This window comes from Streptococcus suis (genome assembly GCF_019794615.1).
GTDB classification, from domain to species: domain Bacteria; phylum Bacillota; class Bacilli; order Lactobacillales; family Streptococcaceae; genus Streptococcus; species Streptococcus suis_AI.
Genome location: NZ_JAIMDU010000034.1, coordinates 1 through 25,063, shown reverse-complemented (window position 1 = coordinate 25,063; position 25,063 = coordinate 1). Strand labels below are relative to the sequence as shown.

Annotated in this window: 26 protein-coding genes and 2 pseudogenes; 23 read left to right on the top strand and 5 right to left on the bottom strand. The window is 38.7% G+C overall.

The features are described 5' to 3' along the window. Positions 1 to 90: 90 nt before the first annotated feature. The gene (locus tag K6V43_RS09325; RefSeq protein ID WP_222382828.1) at positions 91 to 381 is read right to left on the bottom strand and encodes an acylphosphatase; all 291 of its coding nucleotides are present in this window, start codon (positions 379 to 381) and stop codon (positions 91 to 93) included. A gap of 164 nt (positions 382 to 545) precedes the next feature. Between K6V43_RS09325 and K6V43_RS09320 the strand changes: the two genes are divergently transcribed. Genes K6V43_RS09320 through K6V43_RS09310 form a run of 3 tightly spaced genes read left to right on the top strand, consistent with a single transcriptional unit; the run spans position 546 to position 2,539 of the window. Then, positions 546 to 1,286, top strand: a complete 741-nt coding sequence (locus tag K6V43_RS09320; protein WP_172007341.1) for a TrmH family RNA methyltransferase — start codon at positions 546 to 548, stop codon at positions 1,284 to 1,286. Positions 1,287 to 1,333: 47 nt separating this feature from the next. Continuing rightward, positions 1,334 to 1,816: an HD domain-containing protein gene (locus K6V43_RS09315; protein ID WP_002938294.1), complete on the top strand. Its 483-nt coding sequence runs from the start codon at positions 1,334 to 1,336 to the stop codon at positions 1,814 to 1,816. A 21-nt stretch (positions 1,817 to 1,837) separates the two neighbouring features. After that, positions 1,838 to 2,539, top strand: a complete 702-nt coding sequence (locus K6V43_RS09310) for a Bax inhibitor-1/YccA family protein (protein ID WP_222382826.1) — start codon at positions 1,838 to 1,840, stop codon at positions 2,537 to 2,539. A gap of 50 nt (positions 2,540 to 2,589) precedes the next feature. Here K6V43_RS09310 and pepC read toward each other — a convergent pair whose 3' ends face one another. Together pepC and K6V43_RS09300 are read right to left on the bottom strand one after the other, a co-directional pair. After that, positions 2,590 to 3,921 carry an aminopeptidase C gene (gene pepC / locus K6V43_RS09305; RefSeq protein ID WP_172007320.1) on the bottom strand — a complete coding sequence of 444 codons (1,332 nt, stop codon included), beginning with the start codon at positions 3,919 to 3,921 and terminating at the stop codon, positions 2,590 to 2,592. Between the two features lie 118 nt (positions 3,922 to 4,039). Further along, positions 4,040 to 4,582 (bottom strand): hypothetical protein, encoded by a 543-nt coding sequence (locus K6V43_RS09300; RefSeq protein WP_032535778.1) that lies wholly within the window; start codon positions 4,580 to 4,582, stop codon positions 4,040 to 4,042. Between the two features lie 444 nt (positions 4,583 to 5,026). Between K6V43_RS09300 and K6V43_RS09295 the strand changes: the two genes are divergently transcribed. The 13 genes from K6V43_RS09295 (at position 5,027) to K6V43_RS09235 (ending at position 14,957) form a co-directional block, all read left to right on the top strand. Further along, positions 5,027 to 6,274: a diaminopimelate decarboxylase gene (locus K6V43_RS09295; RefSeq protein WP_222382825.1), complete on the top strand. Its 1,248-nt coding sequence runs from the start codon at positions 5,027 to 5,029 to the stop codon at positions 6,272 to 6,274. 100 nt (positions 6,275 to 6,374) lie between these two features. After that, positions 6,375 to 6,611, top strand: a complete 237-nt coding sequence (locus K6V43_RS09290) for a YneF family protein (RefSeq protein ID WP_012027622.1) — start codon at positions 6,375 to 6,377, stop codon at positions 6,609 to 6,611. A 90-nt stretch (positions 6,612 to 6,701) separates the two neighbouring features. After that, on the top strand, positions 6,702 to 7,496 hold the full coding sequence (racE, locus tag K6V43_RS09285) for a glutamate racemase (RefSeq protein WP_024396410.1): 795 nt from the start codon (positions 6,702 to 6,704) through the stop codon (positions 7,494 to 7,496). After that, positions 7,493 to 8,494, top strand: coding sequence for a nucleoside-triphosphate diphosphatase (locus K6V43_RS09280; RefSeq protein ID WP_222382823.1), 1,002 nt, complete (start codon positions 7,493 to 7,495; stop codon positions 8,492 to 8,494). Before racE ends, K6V43_RS09280 begins: the two co-directional genes overlap by 4 nt. After that, on the top strand, positions 8,467 to 8,994 hold the full coding sequence (locus tag K6V43_RS09275) for a metallophosphoesterase family protein (RefSeq protein ID WP_222382821.1): 528 nt from the start codon (positions 8,467 to 8,469) through the stop codon (positions 8,992 to 8,994). Before K6V43_RS09280 ends, K6V43_RS09275 begins: the two co-directional genes overlap by 28 nt. After that, positions 8,991 to 9,449, top strand: coding sequence for a cyclic-di-AMP-binding protein CbpB (cbpB, locus tag K6V43_RS09270; RefSeq protein ID WP_172089450.1), 459 nt, complete (start codon positions 8,991 to 8,993; stop codon positions 9,447 to 9,449). The genes K6V43_RS09275 and cbpB overlap by 4 nt, the downstream gene beginning before the upstream one ends. Beyond that, positions 9,446 to 10,177, top strand: coding sequence for a site-specific tyrosine recombinase XerD (xerD, locus tag K6V43_RS09265; protein WP_222382819.1), 732 nt, complete (start codon positions 9,446 to 9,448; stop codon positions 10,175 to 10,177). The genes cbpB and xerD overlap by 4 nt, the downstream gene beginning before the upstream one ends. Beyond that, the gene (locus tag K6V43_RS09260) at positions 10,177 to 10,896 is read left to right on the top strand and encodes a segregation/condensation protein A (protein WP_222382817.1); all 720 of its coding nucleotides are present in this window, start codon (positions 10,177 to 10,179) and stop codon (positions 10,894 to 10,896) included. Before xerD ends, K6V43_RS09260 begins: the two co-directional genes overlap by 1 nt. Continuing rightward, positions 10,880 to 11,449: an SMC-Scp complex subunit ScpB gene (gene scpB, locus K6V43_RS09255; protein WP_024396404.1), complete on the top strand. Its 570-nt coding sequence runs from the start codon at positions 10,880 to 10,882 to the stop codon at positions 11,447 to 11,449. Before K6V43_RS09260 ends, scpB begins: the two co-directional genes overlap by 17 nt. Next, the gene (locus K6V43_RS09250) at positions 11,439 to 12,170 is read left to right on the top strand and encodes a pseudouridine synthase (RefSeq protein ID WP_222382815.1); all 732 of its coding nucleotides are present in this window, start codon (positions 11,439 to 11,441) and stop codon (positions 12,168 to 12,170) included. Before scpB ends, K6V43_RS09250 begins: the two co-directional genes overlap by 11 nt. Continuing rightward, entirely contained in the window at positions 12,170 to 12,409 is a 240-nt protein-coding gene (gene yidD, locus K6V43_RS09245; RefSeq protein WP_222382813.1) for a membrane protein insertion efficiency factor YidD, read from the top strand. The genes K6V43_RS09250 and yidD overlap by 1 nt, the downstream gene beginning before the upstream one ends. A gap of 305 nt (positions 12,410 to 12,714) precedes the next feature. Continuing rightward, positions 12,715 to 13,002 (top strand): type II toxin-antitoxin system RelB/ParD family antitoxin, encoded by a 288-nt coding sequence (locus K6V43_RS09240; RefSeq protein ID WP_172007315.1) that lies wholly within the window; start codon positions 12,715 to 12,717, stop codon positions 13,000 to 13,002. Between the two features lie 179 nt (positions 13,003 to 13,181). Next, positions 13,182 to 14,957, top strand: coding sequence for an oligopeptide ABC transporter substrate-binding protein (locus K6V43_RS09235; protein WP_222382811.1), 1,776 nt, complete (start codon positions 13,182 to 13,184; stop codon positions 14,955 to 14,957). Positions 14,958 to 15,572: 615 nt separating this feature from the next. Here the strand turns inward: K6V43_RS09235 and K6V43_RS09230 are convergent. Continuing rightward, positions 15,573 to 16,349: a DUF1828 domain-containing protein gene (locus K6V43_RS09230; protein WP_024404167.1), complete on the bottom strand. Its 777-nt coding sequence runs from the start codon at positions 16,347 to 16,349 to the stop codon at positions 15,573 to 15,575. 203 nt (positions 16,350 to 16,552) lie between these two features. Between K6V43_RS09230 and K6V43_RS09225 the strand changes: the two genes are divergently transcribed. The 5 genes from K6V43_RS09225 to K6V43_RS09205 all read left to right on the top strand — a co-directional run bounded on the left by K6V43_RS09225 (position 16,553) and on the right by K6V43_RS09205 (position 19,835). Beyond that, on the top strand, positions 16,553 to 17,083 hold the full coding sequence (locus K6V43_RS09225) for a hypothetical protein (protein ID WP_024404168.1): 531 nt from the start codon (positions 16,553 to 16,555) through the stop codon (positions 17,081 to 17,083). Then, positions 17,080 to 17,265: a hypothetical protein gene (locus K6V43_RS09220; protein ID WP_222382809.1), complete on the top strand. Its 186-nt coding sequence runs from the start codon at positions 17,080 to 17,082 to the stop codon at positions 17,263 to 17,265. Before K6V43_RS09225 ends, K6V43_RS09220 begins: the two co-directional genes overlap by 4 nt. A gap of 325 nt (positions 17,266 to 17,590) precedes the next feature. Next, positions 17,591 to 18,139: a tRNA (cytidine(34)-2'-O)-methyltransferase gene (locus K6V43_RS09215; RefSeq protein WP_222382807.1), complete on the top strand. Its 549-nt coding sequence runs from the start codon at positions 17,591 to 17,593 to the stop codon at positions 18,137 to 18,139. Between the two features lie 461 nt (positions 18,140 to 18,600). Next, on the top strand, positions 18,601 to 19,158 hold the full coding sequence (locus K6V43_RS09210; protein ID WP_222382805.1) for an ECF transporter S component: 558 nt from the start codon (positions 18,601 to 18,603) through the stop codon (positions 19,156 to 19,158). Positions 19,159 to 19,181: 23 nt separating this feature from the next. Beyond that, a complete protein-coding gene (locus K6V43_RS09205) occupies positions 19,182 to 19,835 on the top strand; it encodes a phosphatase PAP2 family protein (RefSeq protein ID WP_222382798.1) in 654 nt (217 codons plus the stop codon). 109 nt (positions 19,836 to 19,944) lie between these two features. On the opposite strand, the pseudogene K6V43_RS09200 reads toward K6V43_RS09205, so the two are convergent. Then, positions 19,945 to 21,164: pseudogene (locus tag K6V43_RS09200) on the bottom strand (transposase). 685 nt (positions 21,165 to 21,849) lie between these two features. Here K6V43_RS09200 and K6V43_RS11715 point away from each other — a divergent pair. Together K6V43_RS11715 and K6V43_RS11665 are read left to right on the top strand one after the other, a co-directional pair. Continuing rightward, positions 21,850 to 22,011: a KxYKxGKxW signal peptide domain-containing protein gene (locus K6V43_RS11715; RefSeq protein WP_222382796.1), complete on the top strand. Its 162-nt coding sequence runs from the start codon at positions 21,850 to 21,852 to the stop codon at positions 22,009 to 22,011. Beyond that, a pseudogene (locus tag K6V43_RS11665) lies at positions 22,008 to 25,063 on the top strand (MucBP domain-containing protein); the annotation flags it as partial. The gene K6V43_RS11715 and the pseudogene K6V43_RS11665, both read left to right, overlap by 4 nt.

Below are 25,063 nucleotides of genomic sequence, written 5' to 3'. Positions count from 1 at the left end.
TGAGGCTCACAAAAGGGAAAAATCGCTACTTAACGTGGCGATTTTTCTTTTTATAGGGTGCTAATCCGGTGATAGGACGGGAATAAATAACTACGGGAATGATTCATAGCTAACCTGAAAATCCATATAGTCCTCAAAATTGGCCAGAGTAACATCTAGGTAGGTCACTTTGGCCATACGAGAGGGCCCTTTTCGTATTTCATGAATAAAATGGCTGAGCTTCTCAGCATTTTCTGATTGGGCGAGGATGGTTACAGTACCATCTTCGTTGTTCCAGACCCTTCCAGTTATATCACCAATTTCCATAGCAAGGTATTGGACAGACCATCGAAAACCAACTCCTTGGACAATACCAGATGCAATCATTTTTACCTTACGCATAAGTTTCTCCTTTTGACAAGACCTTTACTTTATTATATCATGGTTGAGTAATCCTGTTCACCATCTTGATAATGATTTCTTGACGGAATAAGATATATTTGGTATCAAGAGTACCCGGTATTTTATAAATAAAGTTGTTGAACAGTAAAAGAAAAGGGACAAACATGGACATCATTCGCTCAAAGACCAACAATTTGGTCAAACAAGTAAAAAAATTACAACAGAAAAAATATCGGACCTCTTCCTATCTGATCGAGGGCTGGCATTTGCTGGAGGAAGCGATGAAGGCTGGAGCCAATATTGAGCATATTTTTGTGGTGGAAGAGTATTTGGAAAAGGTAGCAGGTTTAGCCAATGTGACTGTTGTCAGTCCTGAAATTATGCAAGATTTAGCTGATTCTAAGACACCTCAGGGGGTAGTAGCTCAACTTGCTTTGCCGAGCCAACTGTTACCTGAGACTTTGGTTGGAAAATTTTTGGTTCTGGAAGATGTGCAGGACCCTGGAAATGTTGGGACAATGATTCGTACAGCTGATGCGGCTGGTTTTGATGGAGTATTTCTATCGGATAAGTCGGCAGATATTTACAATATGAAAGTGCTTCGTTCCATGCAGGGGAGTCACTTCCATTTACCAGTTTATCGGATGCCGATTTCCTCCATTCTTACAGCTCTTAAAAGCAATCAGATAGAGATATTGGCAACAACCCTCTCTAGTCAGTCGGTTGACTATAAGGAAATTACGCCAAAACCGAGTTTTGCCTTGGTCATGGGAAACGAAGGTCAGGGAATTTCTGATTTAGTGGCTGATGAGGCGGATCAACTTGTTCACATCACCATGCCAGGCCAGGCTGAAAGTCTCAATGTGGCGATTGCAGCAGGAATTTTACTGTTTAGCTTTATTTAAGCCAATTGTACTATAGTGTGGTATAATAATCCAACGAGGTTCAAAGAATGGTTGCATATAAACAAGATAAAGAATACATGGACTATGTGGGGCATTTAATTGCTACACCAAAAGTTCAAAAATTGGGGAAGATTCCTCATCATTATTACTCCACACGGTTGGAACATTCCATTAATGTATCTTATACAAGCTATAAAATTGCGAAAAAGTTCGGATGGGATGCAAAATCGACCGCTCGTGGTGGGCTATTACACGATCTCTTTTTCTATGACTGGAGAGATACAAAGTTTAATAAAAGTCATGCCTGGGTTCATCCACGGATTGCTAAGCGCAATGCTCAGAAACTCATTCAACTCAATAAACTAGAAGAAGATATTATTGTGAAACACATGTTTGGTGCAACGATTGCTCCTCCTCGCTATAAAGAGTCTTGGATTGTGACTTGTGTTGACAAGTATTGGGCAGTAAGAGAATGGAGTCTGCCTATGCAGCACAAGTGGAAGAATCGCAAGGTCTTTCGTTTTCAATAAGATGATTTAAAGGAGAATATCATGAATAACGATTCATTTATTATTAATCAGGTGGATAACACCGCCCTTAACCGTTTCTTTGGTAAGATTTACGGAGTGGTTGCTATGGGAATTGGTCTATCAGCATTGGTATCATACCTAGCTGTTACAGTCTTTCAACCATTATTACTTAGCTTGCTTAGTGCAGGTTCCATCATCATGATGCTGATCATGATTGGACAGCTTGCTTTGGTCGTTTCGGCTTCAACGATGGCAGCTAAAAATAGTCCAATGGCTTTACCAATGTTTCTTGCTTACTCAGTGACAAATGGTATCACCATTAGCATGATTTTGATGTTCTATACTAGCGAAACAGTTGTGCTTGCCTTTGTGTCAGCGGCTCTCATGTTTGCTATCATGGCAGTAATTGGGATGACAACGAAGAAAAACCTTTCTGGTATGGCTCAGGCATTGCGTGCAGCTCTTTGGGGAATTATTATTGCAAGTGTTATTAATATCTTCCTTCGTAGCTCAGGTCTAAGCTTTATAATGTCTATCATTTCTGTTTTGGTATTCTCAGGTTTGATTGCTTATGACAACCAACGCATCCGCGATGTTTTCGAACAAACTGGTGGTAATGTTGGCCAAGGTTGGGTCGTATCTATGGCGCTTCAGCTCTATCTTGACTTCATCAACCTCTTCCTCAACTTACTCCGTATCTTTGGTGGTTTGAGTAGAGACTAATTAGAACATATAAAAAAGAGGGTTACCCCTCTTTTTTTATATGTCATTTGTTATGCTAGTGCTCCCATTGGATCCCATGGGGCAAGGACTTGTGGTTGAGCTTGATAAGCTGCTAGTTCTTCTGGTGTGAGGAATTCTTTTCGGACAACAATCTGATAAGTGTACTCGTCCATCCAGCTATCTGATGCGACGAAGTATCCCTTATCACCAACCTTGTCACCCCAAGAGTTTTCTACTTTCCATTTGAGAGGTTGCTCATTATCGTCTAAATCAACACCAGTTAAGACCATAGCGTGGGTCATCAAACTTTCGGAGTAGTCTAATCTTCCAGCCTTGTCTTGATGGAAATGGATACCCAGACCTGAAGAGAAGTCGTAGGTGTTGGTTGCCATAATACCAGTTTGACGATTGCTACTTTGACCGACATCGGAACCAAACCAAACGGACTCACCAGCTTTGAGTTGGGCAATAGCCAGTTCTTTAAACCGGTTCATTTCTACATTGAGGTAGCGGACAGCAGGGGCGCCAACAACGTTCCCCAACAATTCGACTGTATAAGACTTATTGTAGGGTTTGTCAGTTGTAGGAGCATTGATAATGGAGACATAGTCAGATAGTTTCAAACCAACGTATTTCTCGTAGAATGCCTGAGGTGTGACATTTGTATCACGGTGATAGACATTATCCTTGTCTCTATATGCAAAATCAAAGTTGCGGGGAGGGAGTCCAAGGTTGACGGCTAGGAAGTTAAAGATTTCTTGAAGCAAGCTTTCTTTTTGTGTTTGAACCTCTTCAGAAGAAGCTCCTTTGGCAAGGAGGTCGCGCAAGATTTGTGCATCTTGACGGAGCAATTTGTTAAGGTACTGATTGAGTTCACGGCTGGCACTGGATGAGATAGATTCTGGATAGACGGATTTCGGTACCACACCATATTTTTCAAATAGAGCAACAACCATATCCCATTGACCGCCATCTTGTTGAGGAGTGTCCAATAAGAATTTTACCTTACGGCTACCAATCTCTAGGTCAGCTGTGGCAATGATTTGTTCGAGGAACCAGTTGGATTTTTCATATTTATCCCAAAAGAAGGTATGGGCCTGTGATAGCTCAAAATTCTCCAGTTTGAAGTCTGAGATGAGCTTGTGGCGGAAGGTATTCAATGCAGCAAACATCCAGCAACGTCCAGAAGCCTTTTGGTTTGAAACAGCGTCCTTGGTCAAGTCGATTGAAAATACATAGTCATTGTCAATGGCGCTTTGGCGTGTTTCTAAGGATTTCAAAAGTCCGTTGTGGCTAACGGCATTTTCGGTTGCTTGTAAACTTGGGTTCGCTATATAATTGGCATACAAGCGTTCTGTAAAATCAAAATCTAATGTTGACATATATTACTCCTTTTTTAATGATATTCACATTATAACGCTCATAATTTATTTTGCAAGTATTTGGTGGAGTTTTCCAATGTTTCATAATAGAGCGATTTTGGCACTCTATTGTAAAAAATTATTTTCTAAACTGATTGATAAAATCTTGTTTCGAAATTGCAATTCCTAATTCAAAATGGAAGTTGCGCAAAGTGCTAAATCTGTAGGGGTTCAATGTTCTAAAAGTGACCGATTCCCCGTGTTCAATCTTTAAACAAATATCAATATATTTATTTACATAATTTTTAATTCTTGAAAAAATACGATTAGAATTTCTAAGATAAAAGATCTTTTCATTAGAGTCATTAAAGTGATAAATTTTTGTATAGTCGATATGTTTTTCTTCGATAATCGTCAATTTACTAAAATCTAAAGCTTTCAAACACATTTTGCCATCGTGACGTTTATAAGTTGTGTATGGGAATAAATGACTAGAACGTCTCAGTCTCTCAGAAATACCAGAACGAAGTGGAATTGCAATCAGCAGATTATGAATATCAAGAACCATTACTCCATGTCCACGTGCACAATCTTCTTGAAACTCGTCTAAATATTGATAAGATTCAAAATAGTCTTGGGTTAATAGATGGAAATACAGGCTGTTTTTACTGATTTTTGACATAGATTAAACCTCTAAATATACGAAAAAAGGGTCTTTCTTTTTAGAGTCGCGACCCTTACGACTACATCAACTTTAGAGTATTTTCTTTTTAGAGTCGGTGTTACTCTCCGACTACCTCTACATAAATTATACCAAAAATTTTGAAGTAGTCAACTATTAACAATAATTTGGACTAACTTCCTTCAGTAAAATCGCTATTATTGTGCGATTTTTGAAAGCAGTTAGAAATTTGCAGTACGTTTTATTTTTCCAGTGTATAGTTGATTAATAATTAAACTTTTTAACAGCTCCTAATAAAAAAGTGGTATAAGTGATGAAGATTAGAGAGCCTTTTTAATCAAAAAATCCTTTCCCATTCCTTTCCCATTTAATGTAGTGGGTTTATCATTTCTTGAAAAGAATATTCTATGGTATAATAGGAAAAATATTTGATGAGGTAGTGACATGACCAAGACACCATTTGTTAGTAAAGAAGTTTTAGAAACCATTACGGAGCAATTTCCGACTCCCTTTCATTTGTATGATGAAAAAGGTATTCGTGAGAAGGCCCGTGCCCTTAATGCAGCTTTTTCATGGAACAAAGGCTTTAAGGAATATTTTGCGGTCAAGGCGACTCCAACTCCAGCTATTTTGAAAATTCTTCAAGAAGAAGGGTGTGGAGTGGACTGTGCAACGGATGTAGAAGTGCTGATGAGTGAAAAATTGGGCTTTAAAGACATCATGTTTACATCCAATGATACCCAAGCGCAAGAATTTGTCTATGCTCGAAAAGTTGGGGCGACCATTAACCTTGATGCCTATGAACACATTGAGTTTTTGAAAAATGTTGCTGGTATCCCAGAAACGGTCTGCCTCCGTTACAATCCTGGAGGAGTCTTCTCACTGGGAACGGACATTATGGACCACCCAGAAGAGTCTAAGTTTGGGATGACCAAAGACCAGCTCATGAAAGGCTATAAGGAGCTGAAAGAACTGGGTGTAAAGCAGTTTGGTATTCATGCCTTTTTAGCTTCGAATACAGTAACAAATGACTATTATCCTGTCTTAGCTCGTCAACTCTTTGAATTGGCCTTGGAAATTCGTGAGGAAACAGGTGTGACCTTGGACTTCATTAACCTATCAGGTGGGATTGGGGTCAACTATCGTCCTGAGCAAGAACCAAACGATATTGCTATCATTGGTGAGGGTGTTCGAAAGGTTTACGAGGAAATTCTCACGCCAGCTGGTATGGGACATGTTAAAATTTTTACAGAATTGGGTCGCTTTATGTTGGCGCCACACGGTCACTTGATTACAAAGGTGCTTCATCGTAAGGAAACCTATCGGACTTATATTGGTGTCGATGCATCAGCTGCCAATCTCATGCGTCCAGCCTTTTACGGTGCTTACCATCACATCACAAATGTGACACGCCCAGATGCCCCAATCGAAGTGGTGGATGTGGCAGGCTCTCTCTGCGAAAACAACGACAAGTTTGCAGTCAATCGCGAATTACCACGAGCAGAAGTAGGAGATACCTTGGTCATTCATGACAGTGGTGCCCACGGCTTCTCCATGGGCTACAACTACAACGGTCGTCTGCGTTCCTCTGAAATTCTTTTGCAGGAAGATGGCACAGCGCGTATGATTCGTCGTGCAGAAAGACCTGAGGATTATTTCGCGACCATTTACGGTTTTGATTTTGACAGGTAAGTCTTGGAAAAGACTAGGGAATTTGGTATAATAGGGATATTGAAAGATTGTTAAAAACAATCCAGAATTATACTTTTTAGAAAAGTCAGGAGATTGACAGATGAACTTAGGTTTAGCTATTTTACTTATTGTATTGGCATTTGCAGGTGGTGTGGCCTTGGGTATTTACTTGTCACGCAGACAGGTAGAAAACTACATTGCTGATAAACCAATTTTGGATGAGAATGCTTTGCGTTTGATGATGAGCCAAATGGGTCAAAAACCGAGTGAGGCAAAAGTTCAACAAGTGCTTCGCCAAATCAAGAGCCAACAAAAAGTAGCAAGCAAGAAAAAATAATCAAACTGGGACTGGGATATTCATTCCCAGATCCCATTTTTTGAGTAGGAAAAGAAAGGCTAGTCAGATTATCTGGCTATTCTCAGTATTATGGATAATCGACCAATTGGTTTTTTAGATTCAGGTGTGGGAGGATTAACGGTTGCGCGTGAATTGATGCGCCAGCTTCCCCACGAAGAAATCGTTTATATCGGTGATTCCGCAAGGGCTCCTTATGGACCACGACCAGCGGAACAAATCAAAGAATACACTTGGCAGTTGGTCAATTTTCTATTGACAAAGAATGTGAAAATGATTGTTTTTGCATGTAACACGGCGACTGCAGTAGCTTGGGAAGAAGTCAAAGAAAAATTAGATATTCCTGTTCTGGGGGTTATTTTACCAGGGACTTCGGCTGCCATTAAGGCAACAAAAACTGGTAAAATAGGCGTCTTGGGGACTGTTATGACCATTCAGTCTGATATTTATCGAGAAAAAATTCAAACTCTATCTCCAGAGACACAGGTAGAAAGTTTGGCATGTCCAAAGTTTGTCCCTCTGGTTGAGTCCAATAGTCATCAGTCTAGCCTAGCAAAGAAAGTTGTTTATGAGACCTTGCGTCCGCTCTTAGGAAAGGTGGATACATTGGTTTTGGGCTGTACTCATTTTCCATTGTTGCGTCCGATTATTCAGAATGCGATGGGGAAAGATGTGAAACTAATTGACAGTGGGGCAGAGTGTGCGCGGGATATTTCTGTTTTGTTAAATTATTTTGAAATCAACCATAGCCGTACCGAAAAGGATATTCAGCACAGATTTTACACAACAGCTAGTCCGGCAGCTTTTAAAGAAATAGCTGAAAGCTGGATGGGCATTGATATTCATGTGGAGCATGTAGCATTATGACAGAAAAAATTTATGAATACAGAGATGAGCATAATTGGTTTATCGGAAAGTGGGAGGGTTTTAACTCGATTGCTGGTATTGGAAATGTGAGTGATGAAGAACATTTTTACCTCAATAGGCTTTTGACTCGCCTAAACCCTCCAACTGATAATGATGTTCTTTCGGGCTATGATGTGACAATCGTAAGGAAACAATCTGATTTCCAGCTTTTTCGCTTTATAGTGGAAATCATCAAGACAGAAACAGGTCGTGACTTGCAGGTTCTTCAACACCAAGGAGCTATTCTGGTAACAGAAAATGACAAGCTTCTCTTGGTTCATCTGCCCCAAGCAGGGGTTAGCACGGCAGATTTCTTCGGTCAAGACAAGGGGTTGGCAAGCGTGGGAGATACCATCTTGATTGCCACTAAAAATGAAGGCAAGACCAAGGAATTTCGCAAGTTTTTTGAGCGTTTTGGCTACCAGGTCGAGAACCTCAACAACTATCCTGACCTGCCAGATATAGCAGAAACTGGTATGACTTTTGAGGAAAATGCACGCTTGAAGGCTGAAACCGTAGCAGAGCTGACAGGCAAGATGGTCTTGGCTGATGATTCAGGACTGAAAGTGGATGCTTTAGGCGGCTTGCCGGGAGTTTGGTCTGCTCGGTTTTCAGGACCAGAAGCAACGGATGAACGCAATAATTCTAAATTGTTGCACGAGTTGGCGATGGTATTTGAACTAAAAGATCGTTCTGCACAATTTCATTGCACCTTAGTTATGGCTGCTCCAAATCGTGAGAGTTTGGTTGTTGAAGCTGACTGGGATGGATATATCGGAATGGAGCGACGCGGTGAAAATGGTTTTGGCTATGATCCACTCTTTCTTGTCGGTGAAACAGGGAAGACTGCGGCAGAATTGAGCTTAGAAGAAAAAAATCAAATTTCTCATCGTGCACAAGCATTAGAAAAATTAGTGGAGGCATTTCCTGTATGGCAGGAGCAAGCAAAACAATCCTAGTTATGAGTGATTCTCATGGGGATAGACAGATTGTAGAAGAAATTAAAAACCGTTATCTTGGTAAGGTCGATGCAATCTTTCATAACGGTGATTCTGAACTAGATAGTCAAGATAGTCTTTGGGATGGAGTCTACGTTGTAAATGGGAACTGTGACTACTTTGGTGGTTACCCAGACCAATTGGTTACCAATTTGGACGATGTGACCATTGCACAGACTCATGGTCATCTTTATGGCATTAATTACGGCTGGCAACGGTTGGATTATTGGGCACAGGAAGTTAATGCGGATATTTGTTTGTATGGGCATCTGCATGTACCTGATGCTGAAGTTCGTGGCAAGACACTTTTTCTCAATCCAGGTTCCATTAGCCAACCACGTGGTCTTGTCAGAGAATGTCTCTATGCCCTTGTAACCATCTCTGATGATTATTTTCATATTGATTATTATAACCGACAGCACCAACTCTACCCAGCATTGACAAAGGATATTTCAAGATGATTGCACGTGAATTTGAAGCCTTCTTGTTAGAACAGGAAGAAACCTTCCTTACTCCTGCTGAAAAATTGGCAGTTTTGGTGGAGAGTCACAATATTGACCATGCAAAACTGTTGCTTAGCCACACAACCTACTCGCGTGTACCTGTAGTGACAGAAGATGGAAACTATTTTGGAACAATTGGTTTAACTGAAATTATCCAATACCAGTCAGATAATGAACTGACCGATGATGAATTAAATGAAGACATATCCCTCATTGCAAAAACGGATGAAGAAACCGTTGGCCTAGATTATGACTTAACGGAAGTAATGCGAAAATTGGTAGATCAATCTTTCTTACCCGTCCTTGGAGAAAACAGGAAGTTCGTAGGTATCATTACTCGAAAATCCATTTTAAAAGCAATCAATGCTCTTCTACATAATTTTCCACTCGCTTCAAAAGAAGGAAAGAAATGAAACAAGCGATTGAATCCTTTATCAAAAGCAAAAAAATCAGCCTAAATAGCCAAAAATCCTATACCTATGATTTACAGCAATTTTTGACCGTGACCAAGGGAGAGATTTCCCAGCAGTCCTTACTGATCTATCAACAGTTTCTCTTGGACCTGAAACCTGCTGCTCAGAAAAGAAAAGTATCAACTATCAATCAATTTCTCTATTTCCTTTATGAAAGTGGGCACATGGATCGTTTCTATAAACTGCAGGCAATGGCAAGCTCTGGTCGTGTCAAAAAGCGGATGGAACGTGAAGATGTATCACTGCTTTTTCGGGAATCACCATTTCTTGATGGACAGCTCATTGCACTTTTGATCGCATTGCTAGGGCTTACGCCTAGTGAAATAGCAGAGCTAAAGAGTGAGCAGATTAACCTAAACTTTCAAGTTATGACAGTTGAGAAGGGAGCAACCAAACGGGTTCTTAGTTTGCCAAAGGAACTTCTTTCCTATGTAGAAAACCATCTAACTGGAAAATATGTATTCGATAAGAAAGGGGACCCATACTCTCGTCAATGGTTCTTTAATCGGTTGAGTGAATATCTACAATCTATAGGAAAAACCGATTGGACTGCCCAAAAATTGCGAGAACAATTTATTCTACAACAGATAGATGAAGGAAAATCTTTGGACCAAATCGCCAAGGAGTTAGGACTGAAAACAAGCGTGAGTTTGGATAAATTTAGATAATGGATATTAAATTAAAAGATTTTGAAGGACCCTTAGATCTCTTGCTCCACTTGGTATCCAAGTATCAGGTAGATATTTACGAGGTTCCAATTACGGAAGTTATTGAGCAATATTTAGCCTACATTGCGACCTTACAGGCCATGCGATTAGAAGTAGCGGGAGAATATATGCTAATGGCTAGCCAATTGATGGTGATTAAAAGCCGTCGTTTATTGCCAAAGGTCGTTGAACAGACAGATCCTGAAGATGATCCGGAAATGGATCTCTTGGACCAATTAGAAGAATACCGGAAATTTAAGCTTCTCAGTGAAAAAATGGGGGAGCAACATAATGAAAGGGCACATTATTTTTCAAAACCAAAGCTAGATTTAGTCTATGAGGATGTCAAACTAGCGCAAGATAAAACGGTGATTGATATTTTCCTAGCATTTTCAAAAGTAATGGCAGAAAAACAAGCCAGTTTGCGCCAGTCTCATGCAACAATTGCACGGGATGAATACAAAATTGAAGATATGATGGACTTTGTACGTAATCGTTTTCAGAGTCATCCACGTATCGAACTTCGTCAGCTGTTTCAGGAAAGTCAGGATATTAACGAAGTGATTACGATGTTTCTCGCAACCCTGGAATTGGTCAAGGTTCATGAAATTGTATTGGAACAAGCTGAAATATTTGGGGATATTTATCTAGTAAGGAGAGAAAATGAATCGCTTAGCTGAAATCGAAGTCCTGCTCTTTGTGGCTGGAGAAGAAGGGTTGACCTTACGCAATCTTGCAGAGATGTTGGAATTACAACCAACAGCGGTTAATCAGCAATTAGAGAAACTCAGTGAGAAGTACCAAGCGGATTCCGATTCAGGCTTAGCTCTCTTGGAATCATCTAACCGATTTAAATTGGTTACCAAAAAAGAATATGCTGAGCTTCTAAGAATCTATGCCAAAACACCGATCAATCAGACGATGTCGCGAGCACTTTTAGAAACATTGTCTATTGTTGCCTATAAGCAGCCGATTACACGGATAGAAGTTGATGATATTCGAGGGGTTAATTCGAGCGGTGCGATTAGTAAATTACAAGCCTTTGATTTGATTCGTGAGAATGGTAAGAAAGAAGTGCTTGGAAGGCCCAATCTTTATGTAACGACGGATTATTTCCTTGATTACATGGGAATAAACAGCTTAGAAGAATTGCCAGATGTATCTGATTTGGAAATTGTCCAAGAGGAGACTGAGTTGTTCTTAGAAAGAAATGAGTTAGAAAATGAGAATTAATAAATACATTGCCCATGCTGGTGTAGCCAGTCGTCGAAAGGCGGAGGAACTGATCAAGCAAGGGCTAGTTACTGTCAATGGTCAGGTGGTTCGAGAGCTAGGGACCCTTATCAAGTCAGGTGATAAGGTTGAAGTAGAAGGTCAGCCAATTTATAATGAAGAAAAGGTCTATTACTTACTAAATAAACCAAGTGGTGTTATTTCTAGTGTATCTGATGACAAGGGCCGTAAGACTGTTGTTGACTTATTGCCTATGGTCAAGGAACGCATTTATCCTGTTGGTCGGCTAGACTGGGATACGTCTGGGGTCTTGATATTGACCAACGATGGGGACTTTACTGATGAAATGATTCATCCACGAAATGAGATTGATAAGGTATATTTAGCGCGTGTAAAAGGCATTGCCAACAAGGAGGTCTTACGTCCCTTGACTCGTGGGGTGGTCATTGATGGTAAGAAAACCAAGCCAGCCGTTTATGAGATTATTAAGGTGGATCCTGTCAAAAACCGTTCTGTAGTTGAGTTGACAATTCATGAAGGACGCAATCATCAAGTGAAGAAGATGTTTGAAGCTGTGGGCTTGCAGGTGGATAAACTATCTCGAACCCGTTTTGGCAATCTGGATTTGACTGGTTTATGTCCTGGGGAATACCGCAAACTGAATAAGAAAGATATTAGTAAGCTCCACACACTGGCTGTTACTAAGACTGTTAAAAAATAATGGTCAGGCTCTTTATCGGCTTGGTTCGGCTTTATCAAAGATTCATTTCTCCCCTCTTTCCCCCATCTTGTCGCTATCAGCCGACCTGTTCAAATTACATGATTGAAGCTTTGAATAAACATGGACTCAAGGGCTTATTAATGGGACTAGCTCGAATTGGTCGCTGTCATCCCTTTGTAGAAGGCGGCGATGATCCAGTTCCAGACACATTTAGTTTACGAAGAAACAAGCAGATGTAGGTTATTTTGCTTGTTTTTTTGATTCCCCATGGTCTTTTTTATTTCTATGCTGTTTTCAATTATTTGAATTAGCTTTGATACATCGTCACTTTCGCCTTGCCGTCCTCTACGAAAGTGACTTATTTCACAAATCTTATTTCCATTCTAGAACAGCCTATAGAATTTGCACCTCAGTTCCTTGTCTGAATGCTAATTTATAAGACTATACAAGTATATACACTTCACACATAAATGCATGTATTTGGCTATATATAACTATACAAGTATTGTTCGATGTGATATCCTATTTGATAGGAGGTGCTACTATGCATGTTTTAGAAAAAAATACGCAAGTTAACTTTAAAACAAATAGCGAATTATTAGAAAAAGCTAAAGCAATTATTACAGCTCAAAACCTTGATATGACATCTACCTTTAATTTATTTTTAGAAAATATCGTACAAAATAAGGCCTTACCATTTGAGACTGACATCGATAAAGAAAAGGCTGAGTTATTAGCAGGTTTACGGGCTGAAATTGCTAAAAGTTTTGACGATTTAGAAAATGGACGAGTAAATTATACTAGTGAAGTGAGGGCAAACCTTGGTATCTGATATTATTCATAGCAAGCAAGATTACATTCGACTATTTATGAAAAAATAATCGCCTAATAAAAAAGGCGTTTTTTGATTCCCTCTGGTCTTTTGTAAAAGGCGAATGTTTTTTCAGAAAATATTGCATAATTATACTTTTTCATGCTATACTATTCAAAATAAAAAAATGAGGTAGAGATATGAAAAGGATGAAAAAACTGGCTTTGGCTGGAATTAGCTTTTTGTCAATCGCTGTATTAGCAGCTTGTCAATCGAAAGAAAAATCAAATGAAGTGGCTTTGGCTTTTGATTCAGAAGTAACGCATGGTGGTCAGGCTATCGAAGGCGGTGTCCTAAAATATGCCTTGGTGGCTTCTTCTTCGTCAACTGGGATTCTGATTGATGAGTTAGCACAAACGGATATTGATTACACCTTTGCAGAGCTCGTAGATATCTCTATGTTTGGAAACGATGGGGATCGGAAGTTGGATGATTCTGGTCTGGCTAGTGCTACCTTTGACGTTGATGCAAAAACTGTAACAGTTAGTTTAACGGGTAAAGATTACAAATGGTCTGATGGTCAGCCGTTTACAATTGATGATTATATTTTCACCATTGAACAATTGGCAAGCCCTGATTATACCGGAGTGCGTGCCGATGCCACCTATACCAATATCGTTGGATTTGAAGAATTTCAGGCAGGAACAGCAAGTGAAATTGAAGGTGTTAAAAAAGTGGATGACTACACGGTTGTTTTGACCATGAAAGAAATGTCTCCTTCTATGCTGTATGCTGGTGGTGGAGTTCCTTATGTGGTAATGCCAAAACATATCTTCAAAGATATTGCAGTCAAAGATTGGGAATCAAGCGAGTATGCTCGTACTGCTAAAGTTGTTGGTATGGGCCCATATAAGGTTAAGGAAATTGTGAATGGCGAATCGATCTCTTATGTTCCAAATGAATATTATTATAAGGGACAAGTTAAGCTAGACGGTTTCCAAGTAGACATTGTTTCTCCAGATACAATTGTAGCGGAAATGAGAGCTGGCAATTATGATATTGCAGACATGCCGACAGACCAATATGAGTCATATAAGGATTTATCCAATATTACGCTCTTGGGTAGCCTAGATGGTATTTATAACTATGTCGGTTTCAACCTTGGAACCTATGACGAAGCTAGTGGAAAAAATGTAATGAACGCTGATGCGAAGATGAATGATGTTTCATTGCGTCAGGCAATGGGCTACGCATTGAATAATGCTGTTATAGGAGAAAAACTGTACAACGGCCTTTACCACCCTGCCAATTCATTGATTATTTCATTCTTTGGGGATGTTCATGATTCAGAGCTTGCAGGTTATCAGTATGACCCTGAGAAAGCGAAAAAACTCTTGGATGATGCAGGGTACAAGGATGTAGATGGCGATGGTATCCGCGAGGACAAAAATGGGCAACCATTTACCATTAGTCTGGCAGCACAGAAATCAACCGAAACACAAGAAACTATGGTTCAACAATACCTAACATGGTGGAAGGAAATTGGCTTGGATGTAAAACTCTATACGGGTCGAACCATTGAATACAATACTTTCTATGATTCTATTGCAGCCAATGATGAGGGAATTGATGTCTATCTTGCTGCTTGGATTGCTGGTTTTGATCCAAATCCAACTGCTCTTTGGGGACCTGAAGCAATGTATAACTATACGCGCTTTGTTTCAGACGAAAATACAGCTCTTCTCAACAAGATTTCATCTTCTGAATCTTTTGATGAACAGAAGAACATTGAAAATTATCAGGCATGGCAAGAGTATGCTTTTGAGCAAGCTTTTGCAATTCCTACTTTTGAACGCGAAAGCATCACAGCAATCAATAAACGTGTGAAGTACTATGATGTTTATATTGGATCCGAAAGTAAATCTGGTCATGAAACTCTCGAACTCACTGCAGAAAAAGGAGTAGCAGCTGAGTAGTGTCTGCTGGTATTTTAAGATAAAAGGGTATACAGGATCTGATTTCAAATAAAATATTGATGTCATATACATAATAAAACGCATAAAATCGATTTCTTTTACAAGAGTATTGATCTTATGCGTTTTTCTGTTTTTATAGTGGTTGTTCGGTTGAAATACTATTTTTAAGGGGGTCAAGATTGTAGAGGTAATTCGACTGAGTGGCTAGAAATCTGAGAATGTTTACTCGCTGTCCTTTTTTATGATTAAAACTTCAAGGGTCACTTACTAGTTATCATTCTCACAGAATTTAGTTTATCACTGCATACACACCCGAGCAGGGGATGTACGACCGATTAGAAATTCTTAATAGCCTATCTCAAATTTGTTTTCTAGTTCATTAAAAAAGTTTTCAGCATGGATTTGATTAATTGTCTTAATTGGCAACTCTTGCTCATCAATTGTTCGTTCTAAAAAATGACTGCAACTGACACTGAAATATTTTTGGGTTTAGGAACAAACTTGGCTTATCTACTATTTCAGAATTTACCGAAAATTGTATTTTTTTACTTTTTGAAAATGACGATCGTTACAATCTAATGAATTGTTAAATATATATATTTTTTTAGTTGTTTTTTACGCTCCCAGCTGTAACTCAAGTTGCTCTTTATCAGCAAAATTTAATATGTTGATACCATATTCTTGTAATGCCATCAAATGATCATCTTTAATGTTATGAAAACCTTCATCGCTTACGATAATGTATAGTTGTTCTTTATCGCCGTATTCCATTTTACGATATTCGACGGTATCAAGCCAGCTCGCTAAGATGGTATCTACTTGTTGTTTTGTAATATTATTGTGAACTCGTGCTATCTTTGAATAACCTTTGCTCATGAATACAAAATTGAAACGATGCTCTAATCTTGATTTGCCTGCGATAGAAAAGGCTGGAAAAACGGTGTAATTTTCATTTTGCATGAAATAATGTTTAACATCATCTAGAAATTGTGACTTTACATTGTGTGGACTGAGTTGGATAAAGTCGTAGACGTTCATCAAAAGCTGGGTCATATCATGAATTGCTTGACCGAGATGCGCTTTCGTTACATTACGTTCAATAGATTCGCCCACTAAGTCGAAACCGTTGTATTGTAAGATTGACTTAAAGAGTTCTTGTCTGCGTCCCTTTTTTGTAACATCAATACCATTTACTGATAGATTCCAAATAGTAAAACTTTCATCAGTAATCGTGAGTGTTCTTCCGTTTGATTTTATAGAAAATCCGATAGCTTCACCGAAAGGATCAACAAATGGAGTGACAACTTCTGTATGACCTTCGCTTATATCTTTAAAGACAGCATTTTCTTTTACAAAAGTTAAGTATTCTTTTTTTATATCGTTTGCTTTCATTGTGACTCCTTTCTAAGTTCATTATAACAAATCCTCTTGGATATTGATATTGATTTTTTCTGGGTTTGAAATATTAGTAAATTCAAGTAAGTCACTTAATGCAATCAGGAAATCATCTGTATTTCGAATTCTATCGTACGGCAGTTGATAAGCTTTGTACCGATTTAATTGAAATCAGTTCGCAAAAATTGTATAATTATGTTATGGAGAATCATATTGAGATTGATAAATTCACACCTTGTTTAGAAGAAGTTAAGACAGGAAAAATTATTAAGACAAATTATTTAAAGAGTCAACTGATTACTGAGTCAGAGTCAATTGCATTACAAAAACAAGGTTGGTTGTTTGATTGGTCGATTCCTCAAACGAATGGCTATGACATTTATAAATTATATCGTCAATACTCTAAAAGAATTGAAGGGATGATTGCTCTAAAAGTCGACCATAACAACAGTGCTGTCCATATTGATATTGTTGAAAATTCTCCGAAAAACAGAGGAGCAAATAAAGAATATTATGGGGTAGGCGGACACTTATTTGCTATTGCTACAAAAGTCAGCTTTGCAGAGGGGTTTGATGGGTTTACTTATTTCACTGCAAAAACAGATTTGATTAAACATTATCAAAAAGAATTAGGAGCTAAGGTCGTTGCTGGCCGGGTTATGGCTATTGATGAACAAGCTGCGAATAATTTGTTGACCAAATACGAACTTATCGAGGAGGATAAAGAATGACTAGAGAAGAAATGAAATCTTTTGCAAGACTAGATGAAGCTGTTGATAGAATTGCGAATGGTCGTTATACAACTCCTTCGGAAAGTATGCCGAGATATAATATTAGAGCTATTGTGATGGAAGCGGAACGTCTTGGACGACCATTGACGGATAAAGAAGCAAAAAAATTTTTAACGATATAAGCTATTTATTTAAAATACAAGAAAAAATAAAAAATAGATTTGCGACTTTCACATTTTCTTCCAAATTTTCTGCGAAAAATTTAAAAAAATTGGGCAAAACGCTTGATTTTCACAGCTAATTGAGCTACAATAATATCACGATTTCATTTATTTACCTCAAACCTGTTGTGAGTTAAGTGAATGAATCATCATTCACCATGCTGTTTGCTGAGCTTGACTCCGGGCAGTGTGGCTATTTTTTTGTCTTTTTTCGATAATGAAAAGAATAGACTGAATTGTTTTTTTATTGAAGTCAACCGATCGTTGCCAAGTTAGAGAGGCTATCATGAATATAGAAGAATTAGATTATATTGAAGAAACCGCAAAAAATCATGTGGTTTTGTTTGAACCACAGATTCCACAAAATACAGGGAATATTGCTCGGACTTGTGCTGCGACAAATAGCCCTTTGCATATCATAAAACCGATGGGCTTTCCAATTGATGATCGTAAAATGAAGCGAGCAGGGTTGGATTATTGGGATAAATTAGATGTTCGTTTCTATGATAATCTGGAAGAATTTATGCAGTATGCCAGTCAACAGGGAGTCGTGCACCTGGTGTCAAAATTTGCAGATAAAACATACTCAGATGAACAGTATGATGATGGAAAAATCCATTATTTTCTTTTTGGTAGAGAAGACAAAGGGTTACCTGAGGAGTTTATGCGAAAACATCCAGAGAAAGCAATTCGCATACCAATGAATGATGAACATGTGCGAAGCTTGAATGTTTCGAATACGGTTTGTATGATTGTATATGAAGCATTGCGCCAACAAGAATTTACTGGTCTTGAGTTGGTGCATACCTATGAACAGGATAAATTGAAATCATAATAGTAGCTAAACCATTTCAAGGTCTTGCGTTTGCAAGGCTTTTTTGGTATGATGGAAGAGTCTTCAGGGCAGGGTGTGATTCCCGACCGGCAGTGATTTTATTAAGATAGTTTCTCTATTTTGAAAATTTTTCTTTGAGGGCGGCAGCAGGAGCGACCGAAGGTCGCGAGTCCGACGCTTGTCGCCGTGGTGAAAGTCATCCTATTTTTGAATAGGATGACAGGGGATTTTCGAGACCTTAGGCTCGAAAATAAGTCATGAAACCGAAGGTTTGCTGACGTCCCCACCACCTTAGACATGTGTCAAATCAGAAATTATCTAGTAAATAAGTCTGCGAGCGAAAGCTGATGTGGTGCAATTCCACAACCGACAGTATAGTCTGGATGGGAGAAGACGAAGTGCACGGTTTTTTAGCCTGCTCTTTTGGACTTCTTCAATTTTCAATAATTGGAGGAACCTTTATGACAAACACACGCAAAATGACGATTATCGCCATTCTCTCAGCAGTATCTTTTCTGCTCATGTACTTGAAATTTCCCCTTATTCCAACGGCGAATTTCTTAGAGGTGGATTTTTCACTAGTACCAATCTTGTTTGGTCTATTAATTTTAGATACCAAGGCTAGTTTTGCTATCCTTTTTATACGGACTTTCCTCAAGCTGATTTTAAACAATCAGGGACCGTCCACAATCATCGGCTTGCCGATGAATATTGCAGCTATGTCAGTGTTTATTTTGGCGGTGGCATATTTCTGGAAAAAAGATCAGACTATTAAAAATTACATCAAAACAGCAATCGTTGCAACCATTGGTTCAACCTTAGTCATGTTGTTATTGAACTATGTTTATGCAGTGCCGGTCTATGCTGCATTTGCAAACTTTGATATTAAAGAAATTTTAGGCTTGTGGAATTACCTATTGATGATGGTATTGCCATTTAATCTGTTACAAGGGATTGTCCTATCAGCGGTATTTTATATTTGCCAAAAAGCTGCTCAACCAATTTTAAAGAAAGTTTAACCTTTAGTAGGTAAACTATAGGAATGAAGAATAAACAAAAACATTTACAATATGCATCCTTTTTTGCCTTAGCCTTTGTTATCTTAGGTTATGCGGCAAAATTTTTTCCAACATCCTTAGCGGGGTTTGATTCAACCATTCAAACAGCCATTCGTGGCAATCTACCGAGTGGAGCAACCCAGTTTTGGACGTCGATTACCATTTTAGGAAATACTGTTATCATCTTAGCCATTACCTTGCTTATGGCATCCTTCTTTTATTTCTATAAGAAGTGGAAGATAGAAGCGTATTTCTTACTTGCTAGTTTTGCGGCGATGGGGGTAGCATCAACAGCCCTGAAATATGTCTACCAACGTCCACGCCCTAGTATCCAGTGGTTAATTGATACAATTGGCTATTCGTTTCCAAGTTGGCATACAGCGTCAACCATGATGATTGCAGGAGCAGTTGTCATCGTGATGCAACAACGTATGAAAAAGGGGTTGGCCCGAACTGCAACGCAAGCCCTTCTCATTCTCGTTGCTATCTTGGTTGCCATATCTCGTATCTATATTGGGGTACACTACCCAACGGACATTATCGGTGGCTGGTTACTGGCGCTCACGCTATTACAAGCCATGTATCCATTTTACGATCAGAAACGGTTTGAATGGCGTTTTCAAAGTAAACAGAAATAGATAGTAATGAACCAACTAAGTTGAGTATACTTGGTTGGTTTTTTGGGCTCTTTGTCAACTGTAGTGGGTGGGCAAAAAGCTAACGCCTAGAGGCTTCTTCGCGTAGGCTTCATTTTTTGATGCTCAGAGCCATATATATCTTGGTTTTAAAATCCCTAAACCCGAACGTTTGTCTTTTGATTTCTTTGATGAGTTTGTTGGTCGCTTCCAGTTTAGCGATGGAATATGGTAGTTCTATGGCGTTCGTGATGCAAGTCTTATGCTTTAGAAAAGTTTTAAAAACAGCTTTAAAGGCAGGATTGACAAGTTTTAGATTGACCTCTATACGTTTGAAGAAATGCTTCGAGTTCTTCTCTTGGAAATGGAAGAGGAGAATCTGGTAGAGTTCGTAATAGAATTTCAGTTCCTCAGAGAAATTCAGTGACTTCTGGACAACTTCTCTGGGTGTCAAGGTTTTGCCAAAGGTGCGGGAATGAAAGTTTTTTAGCGACAGTTTTCGGCTATCTTTTGGGAGAATACCCCAGTGATTTTTCATGGATCGATAAGGGAGGGAACGTGTTTCGAAAGTCTTCATAATATCAATTCTAGTTGTCATCATAGCACGGCTCAAGTGTTGAATAATGTGAAATTTATCAAGGACAATTTTAGCTCTTGGGAGTGAGGCTGGGCTTTCTGCCCAGCCTCAGCCTGAGCCTAGAATAGGAAAGCGAAGGGGTTATCCAATTTGTAGCATGGACTAAACAAAGCATGACTACAACCTCGACTGTCTCTCTGACTGCCCTAGGATATTTATAGAAATAGTTTTTGATAGTGGTTTAACGGTTGTCCTCGAGAATGGTCATAATCCGTCTATTTTCAAGATCCTAAGCAATAAAGGCGAGTTTTCCCTTGTTCCGACTAAATTTATTCCAACTCAAGACTTTTGGTAATTTCATAAAATTATGCTCAAATTGAGACAGAGTCAGTTGTCTCTGGACGACTGACACGGAGAGATGTAGTCTCCTAGCGATGGCTATGTGTTTGTCAAATTTTCTGTATGGAGTTGTGTACCTTTTTCCAAAATTGGTTGGGAAATCTGATAGTTTTTCTGGACTAGAGGTGTCTCAGCTACGGTTACATTTTTGCAAGATTTGCACTGAAACCGGCGTTTTTTTTTTTACAGGATGAGGGTTGGAAACCCATGACAATCTAAAATAGGAATTTTTGACGACTTTTGAAGACGTACTTGATTCATTTTCCTTGGCAATGAGGACGGCGAGGACTATCTTAATCTAGCTTTGCCCCGATTTCTAGATGGGTTTGATGCTTTAAAATCAAGAGAATTTTGATGTTATTGTCTTTGACTCCGAGTAGTTCTGTGGTATTATCTTCGCTTTTCTATTTCTAGGCTCAGGAATCAAGGGTTACTCTCTGCCCCTTGATTTATTCCATATGAACTCTTTCTAATGTGAGTTTAGTTGCTTTCATTATAGGTCATATGGGGCTTTTTTTTACACTCAAAAAGGCTTCATAATCTCTACAGTGGATATACTCACTACAGAAATTATAGAGCCTATAAAAGAGGAGGGAGGTATTTGTGAATATCATTAGAATATTTGTAATATTCTATTAAAAATGCGTACTTTTCTTCATTTGTATAGATATTTTTTGTATAAATCGACTTATAATACCTAAAACGCATGGGTAGAAAATGTAAATAAAGACAAAAATATGAAAATAAGTCGATATCAACATGGATATATATCAGAATAATAAGAAAAACAGTAGATCAAATCACTTGATTTTTCTACATTTTCAACAGATTAATATATAGATACATTGCTATAATGAAATTTTCAAAAAATTTTCACGTCCGCATAGAATCGTTTCCAAAATACATAAAAATATCTTTTAAAATGAATCATATCATTTGACCGTACAGAAGAAAAAGGGTATAATGACGTAACAACAAAAATGTACTGATTCTAAGCTGACTCAGAAATTGTTGGTAAAACAAACAAAGGAAGGTAAAATTGTGTCAAACAAATTTAAGAATAAAGATTTCACTGAAATCTCGCGTAAGAGCCGTGTGAAGATGCACAAGTCTGGTAAACACTGGGTTCGTGTCATTATGTCAAGTATCGGCCTGTTCCGTTTAGCCGGGGGGGGGGGACAGTTACAGAAAATATCAAAGTGAAAGTAACTAGTCCGGTATCTTCATCAAAATCTACTTTCTTAGTACGTGGACTTGCAGCGGCAAGTGCAGTGGCTGGAGGATCTATTGTATTAGATCAAATCCAAGAAAACGTGGTTTATGCATCTGAAGTCAATACTGAATCTACATTAGCTACTGGAGATACAGTTGCATTGTCAGGTACCAGCTCAGAAGTAGCAAGCGAATCCGTATCAGCTACAGAAACAGTAGTGGAATCTGTCACAGTTACAGAAGTGACAACAGAATCAACAACTGAGTCAGCCTCAGCGACAGAATCAACAACTGAATCAGCATCAGCGTCTGAATCAGATACGACATCTGCATCTGTATCTGCATCAACATCAGAGTCAGTATCGACATCCGCATCGATTTCAGAATCAGCAAGCGTATCCGCTTCAGTATCGACATCTGAGTCAACATCTGCATCTACCTTGTTGAGCGAGGTAGCATCAGAAACGGCACGTGTTTCTACATCTGAGTCAACAGCTGTAGAAACAGCTACAGCAGAAACCGCAACGCCAACACAAGTGCTTGAGCAAGTAACATCAGAAGCAGAAATCTTGGTTGACATGGGTCAAAAAGAATTGGCGACTGAAGAAGACGCAGCCCTTTCAACAGTCGTTGCGGCTAGTCAGACAGAAATTGCAGCAGCAAAAGTAGTCTTGGCAGATCCAACAGCGACGATTGAGCAAGTAGAAGCACAAATCGTAGCAGTGAAAGCAGCCAACGATGCCTTGGCAGCAGAACTCTTGAAACGTGATGAAGACGGTATCATTACATTTGCGCTGGATACGTCAACGACTGCTACAGGGAGTGCCAATACTGTTTCTGGTGTTACAACTGAATGGATTATTCCAGATGCGGTTAAGGCAGCTAACACAGGTTTGGATGTGGCTGCCGGAGATGCAAGTGTGACTCCAGCAACGAATGCTGTTCCTACTGAGTATAAAACAACCTTACCAGACGGTCGTGAAGTCTTTACGGTATTAAGTTTAAATTCACAGAGCAATCCAAACAGTGAAAATACTTTTAATAACAAATTTAATAAAGATTATTTCTTCCAATTCTCAAATGATAGAGAGGGAGGAGCCGACAAAATCTATGCTGATTTGGTTGATAAAAGTCAGAATAATACAATTATTGAGTCTATTGAGATTCCTATAGGTTCTTCAGGTAAATTTAGTACCTTGGCTCAATATGAGAGTGCTGGTTATTCATATAATTTTCGATATACCATAACTGAAGATAATACATCAAGTAAAAAATTAGTAATCGATAATCCTCATGGTGGTAATACAAATACCATTGTGTATGATAAGGTTAGTCCAGGCTCTGTTGGTACAGAGTTAAATATCCATGATGTTTTAGTTCCAATTAGCACGACTCAAGATACTTATTATGTTGTAAAAGCTACGGATAAAAGAGCAGAAGAGCTACTAGCTACGTATACTCAGAAAGGTGGATTATCTGGAGATAGTTACACGATTGCTGGTGCTCTAGATTTTAATAATTATGAGTTGATTCCTGAAGATTTGCCGACTGTTACAAATGGAAATTTATCCAGAGATTACACAATAGGGGCGAAGACACTTCAAAGCATTATGACACATAATCTTGTGCGTGAATTGGAAATTACCCGCAAAGATGGTACTCACAAAGTGCATATTTACCTCTTGAATCCAGATGGTGAAAATATGCTAACTTTAGACAGGAATCAGAACATTACGGAAGCAGACCTTACATCAGAAAACTTTATAAAGTTCTTTACATCTGAAGAAATTGTTCCTGGTGCAGTCAATACGCTAGAAGGTAGTTATAGTTACACTTCAAAACATCAATTTGAAAGTTACAAAACTAATCCTCATACAACGACAAATGTTATTACAGGGGAAACTAATAATTTTGCTAGAAATGGAGAAAACTTCCCTGAAGGTAATTTCTTTATTCCAGAGCATGATGCTATAACTCTAAAAGGAAATGACGGTCAACCTTTTGGTTTCGGTGGTGTTCAAATGCGTTTGGTCAACGACAATGTTAAAAATGAACAGCACGCAACTTATTACTATGCTGAAAAAGGTGGAGTTAAAGTCTATTACGTTGATACTGAGGGTAACGTTTTACAAGACTCTAAGTCTATTTATGATCATGAAGCTACAAACACAGCATATGATACGAAGTCTGTAAAAGATGAAAAGATCACAGCAGCTGACGGTACAGTCTATTACTACAAAGAAATCGATACAACAGGTCTTAACCCAGCTTCAAGCAACACCGACACTGAAAAACGTACGATTGAAAAAATTACTGAAGAACTTGGTACAGTAGCGCGTGATACGCTTAAAGAATTGACTTATGTTTACGAACAAGCTGGTAACGTTGTTGTTAACTACATCGCTGAAGATGGTACTGTAATCAAGCAACCTGTAAACGATGAAACAAACGCTAAGCCAGGTACTGAGTACAACACAGCTGATAATAAACCAGAAACCATCACAACAGCAGACGGTAAGACTTATGAGTTGATCCCAACTGCAACAATCGGTAACGAAACTGGTAACGTTGAAACTAGTAAGACAACAGAAGTAACTTATGTCTACAAAGAAGTCAAAGGTTCAGCATCCGAGTCAAATAGCACATCTGTATCAGAATCAGCAAGTACAGCAATTTCAGAGTCTGAATCAAACAGCACATCTGTATCAGAATCAGCAAGTACAGCAATTTCAGAGTCTGAATCAAACAGTAAGTCGGTTTCGGAATCTGTAAGTACAGCAATTTCGGAATCAGAATCAAATAGTAAATCGGTTTCGGAATCTGTAAGTACAGCAATTTCGGAATCTGAATCAAATAGTAAGTCAGTCTCAGAATCAGCAAGTACAGCTATTTCAGAATCAGAATCAAATAGTAAATCTGTATCAGAATCAGCAAGCACAGCAATTTCAGAATCAGAATCAAATAGTACGTCTGTATCAGAATCGGTAAGTTCATCAGCATCTGAATCGGCTTCAGTGTCATCAAGCCAATCTGAATCACTTTC

Coding starts and splice junctions, on each gene's coding strand:
- K6V43_RS09325 (WP_222382828.1), bottom strand. CDS start 381: ATGCGTAAGGTAAAAATGATTGCATCTGGTATTGTCCAAGGAGTTGGT.
- K6V43_RS09320 (WP_172007341.1), top strand. CDS start 546: ATGGACATCATTCGCTCAAAGACCAACAATTTGGTCAAACAAGTAAAA.
- K6V43_RS09315 (WP_002938294.1), top strand. CDS start 1,334: ATGGTTGCATATAAACAAGATAAAGAATACATGGACTATGTGGGGCAT.
- K6V43_RS09310 (WP_222382826.1), top strand. CDS start 1,838: ATGAATAACGATTCATTTATTATTAATCAGGTGGATAACACCGCCCTT.
- pepC (WP_172007320.1), bottom strand. CDS start 3,921: ATGTCAACATTAGATTTTGATTTTACAGAACGCTTGTATGCCAATTAT.
- K6V43_RS09300 (WP_032535778.1), bottom strand. CDS start 4,582: ATGTCAAAAATCAGTAAAAACAGCCTGTATTTCCATCTATTAACCCAA.
- K6V43_RS09295 (WP_222382825.1), top strand. CDS start 5,027: ATGACCAAGACACCATTTGTTAGTAAAGAAGTTTTAGAAACCATTACG.
- K6V43_RS09290 (WP_012027622.1), top strand. CDS start 6,375: ATGAACTTAGGTTTAGCTATTTTACTTATTGTATTGGCATTTGCAGGT.
- racE (WP_024396410.1), top strand. CDS start 6,702: ATGGATAATCGACCAATTGGTTTTTTAGATTCAGGTGTGGGAGGATTA.
- K6V43_RS09280 (WP_222382823.1), top strand. CDS start 7,493: ATGACAGAAAAAATTTATGAATACAGAGATGAGCATAATTGGTTTATC.
- K6V43_RS09275 (WP_222382821.1), top strand. CDS start 8,467: ATGGCAGGAGCAAGCAAAACAATCCTAGTTATGAGTGATTCTCATGGG.
- cbpB (WP_172089450.1), top strand. CDS start 8,991: ATGATTGCACGTGAATTTGAAGCCTTCTTGTTAGAACAGGAAGAAACC.
- xerD (WP_222382819.1), top strand. CDS start 9,446: ATGAAACAAGCGATTGAATCCTTTATCAAAAGCAAAAAAATCAGCCTA.
- K6V43_RS09260 (WP_222382817.1), top strand. CDS start 10,177: ATGGATATTAAATTAAAAGATTTTGAAGGACCCTTAGATCTCTTGCTC.
- scpB (WP_024396404.1), top strand. CDS start 10,880: ATGAATCGCTTAGCTGAAATCGAAGTCCTGCTCTTTGTGGCTGGAGAA.
- K6V43_RS09250 (WP_222382815.1), top strand. CDS start 11,439: ATGAGAATTAATAAATACATTGCCCATGCTGGTGTAGCCAGTCGTCGA.
- yidD (WP_222382813.1), top strand. CDS start 12,170: ATGGTCAGGCTCTTTATCGGCTTGGTTCGGCTTTATCAAAGATTCATT.
- K6V43_RS09240 (WP_172007315.1), top strand. CDS start 12,715: ATGCATGTTTTAGAAAAAAATACGCAAGTTAACTTTAAAACAAATAGC.
- K6V43_RS09235 (WP_222382811.1), top strand. CDS start 13,182: ATGAAAAGGATGAAAAAACTGGCTTTGGCTGGAATTAGCTTTTTGTCA.
- K6V43_RS09230 (WP_024404167.1), bottom strand. CDS start 16,349: ATGAAAGCAAACGATATAAAAAAAGAATACTTAACTTTTGTAAAAGAA.
- K6V43_RS09225 (WP_024404168.1), top strand. CDS start 16,553: ATGGAGAATCATATTGAGATTGATAAATTCACACCTTGTTTAGAAGAA.
- K6V43_RS09220 (WP_222382809.1), top strand. CDS start 17,080: ATGACTAGAGAAGAAATGAAATCTTTTGCAAGACTAGATGAAGCTGTT.
- K6V43_RS09215 (WP_222382807.1), top strand. CDS start 17,591: ATGAATATAGAAGAATTAGATTATATTGAAGAAACCGCAAAAAATCAT.
- K6V43_RS09210 (WP_222382805.1), top strand. CDS start 18,601: ATGACAAACACACGCAAAATGACGATTATCGCCATTCTCTCAGCAGTA.
- K6V43_RS09205 (WP_222382798.1), top strand. CDS start 19,182: ATGAAGAATAAACAAAAACATTTACAATATGCATCCTTTTTTGCCTTA.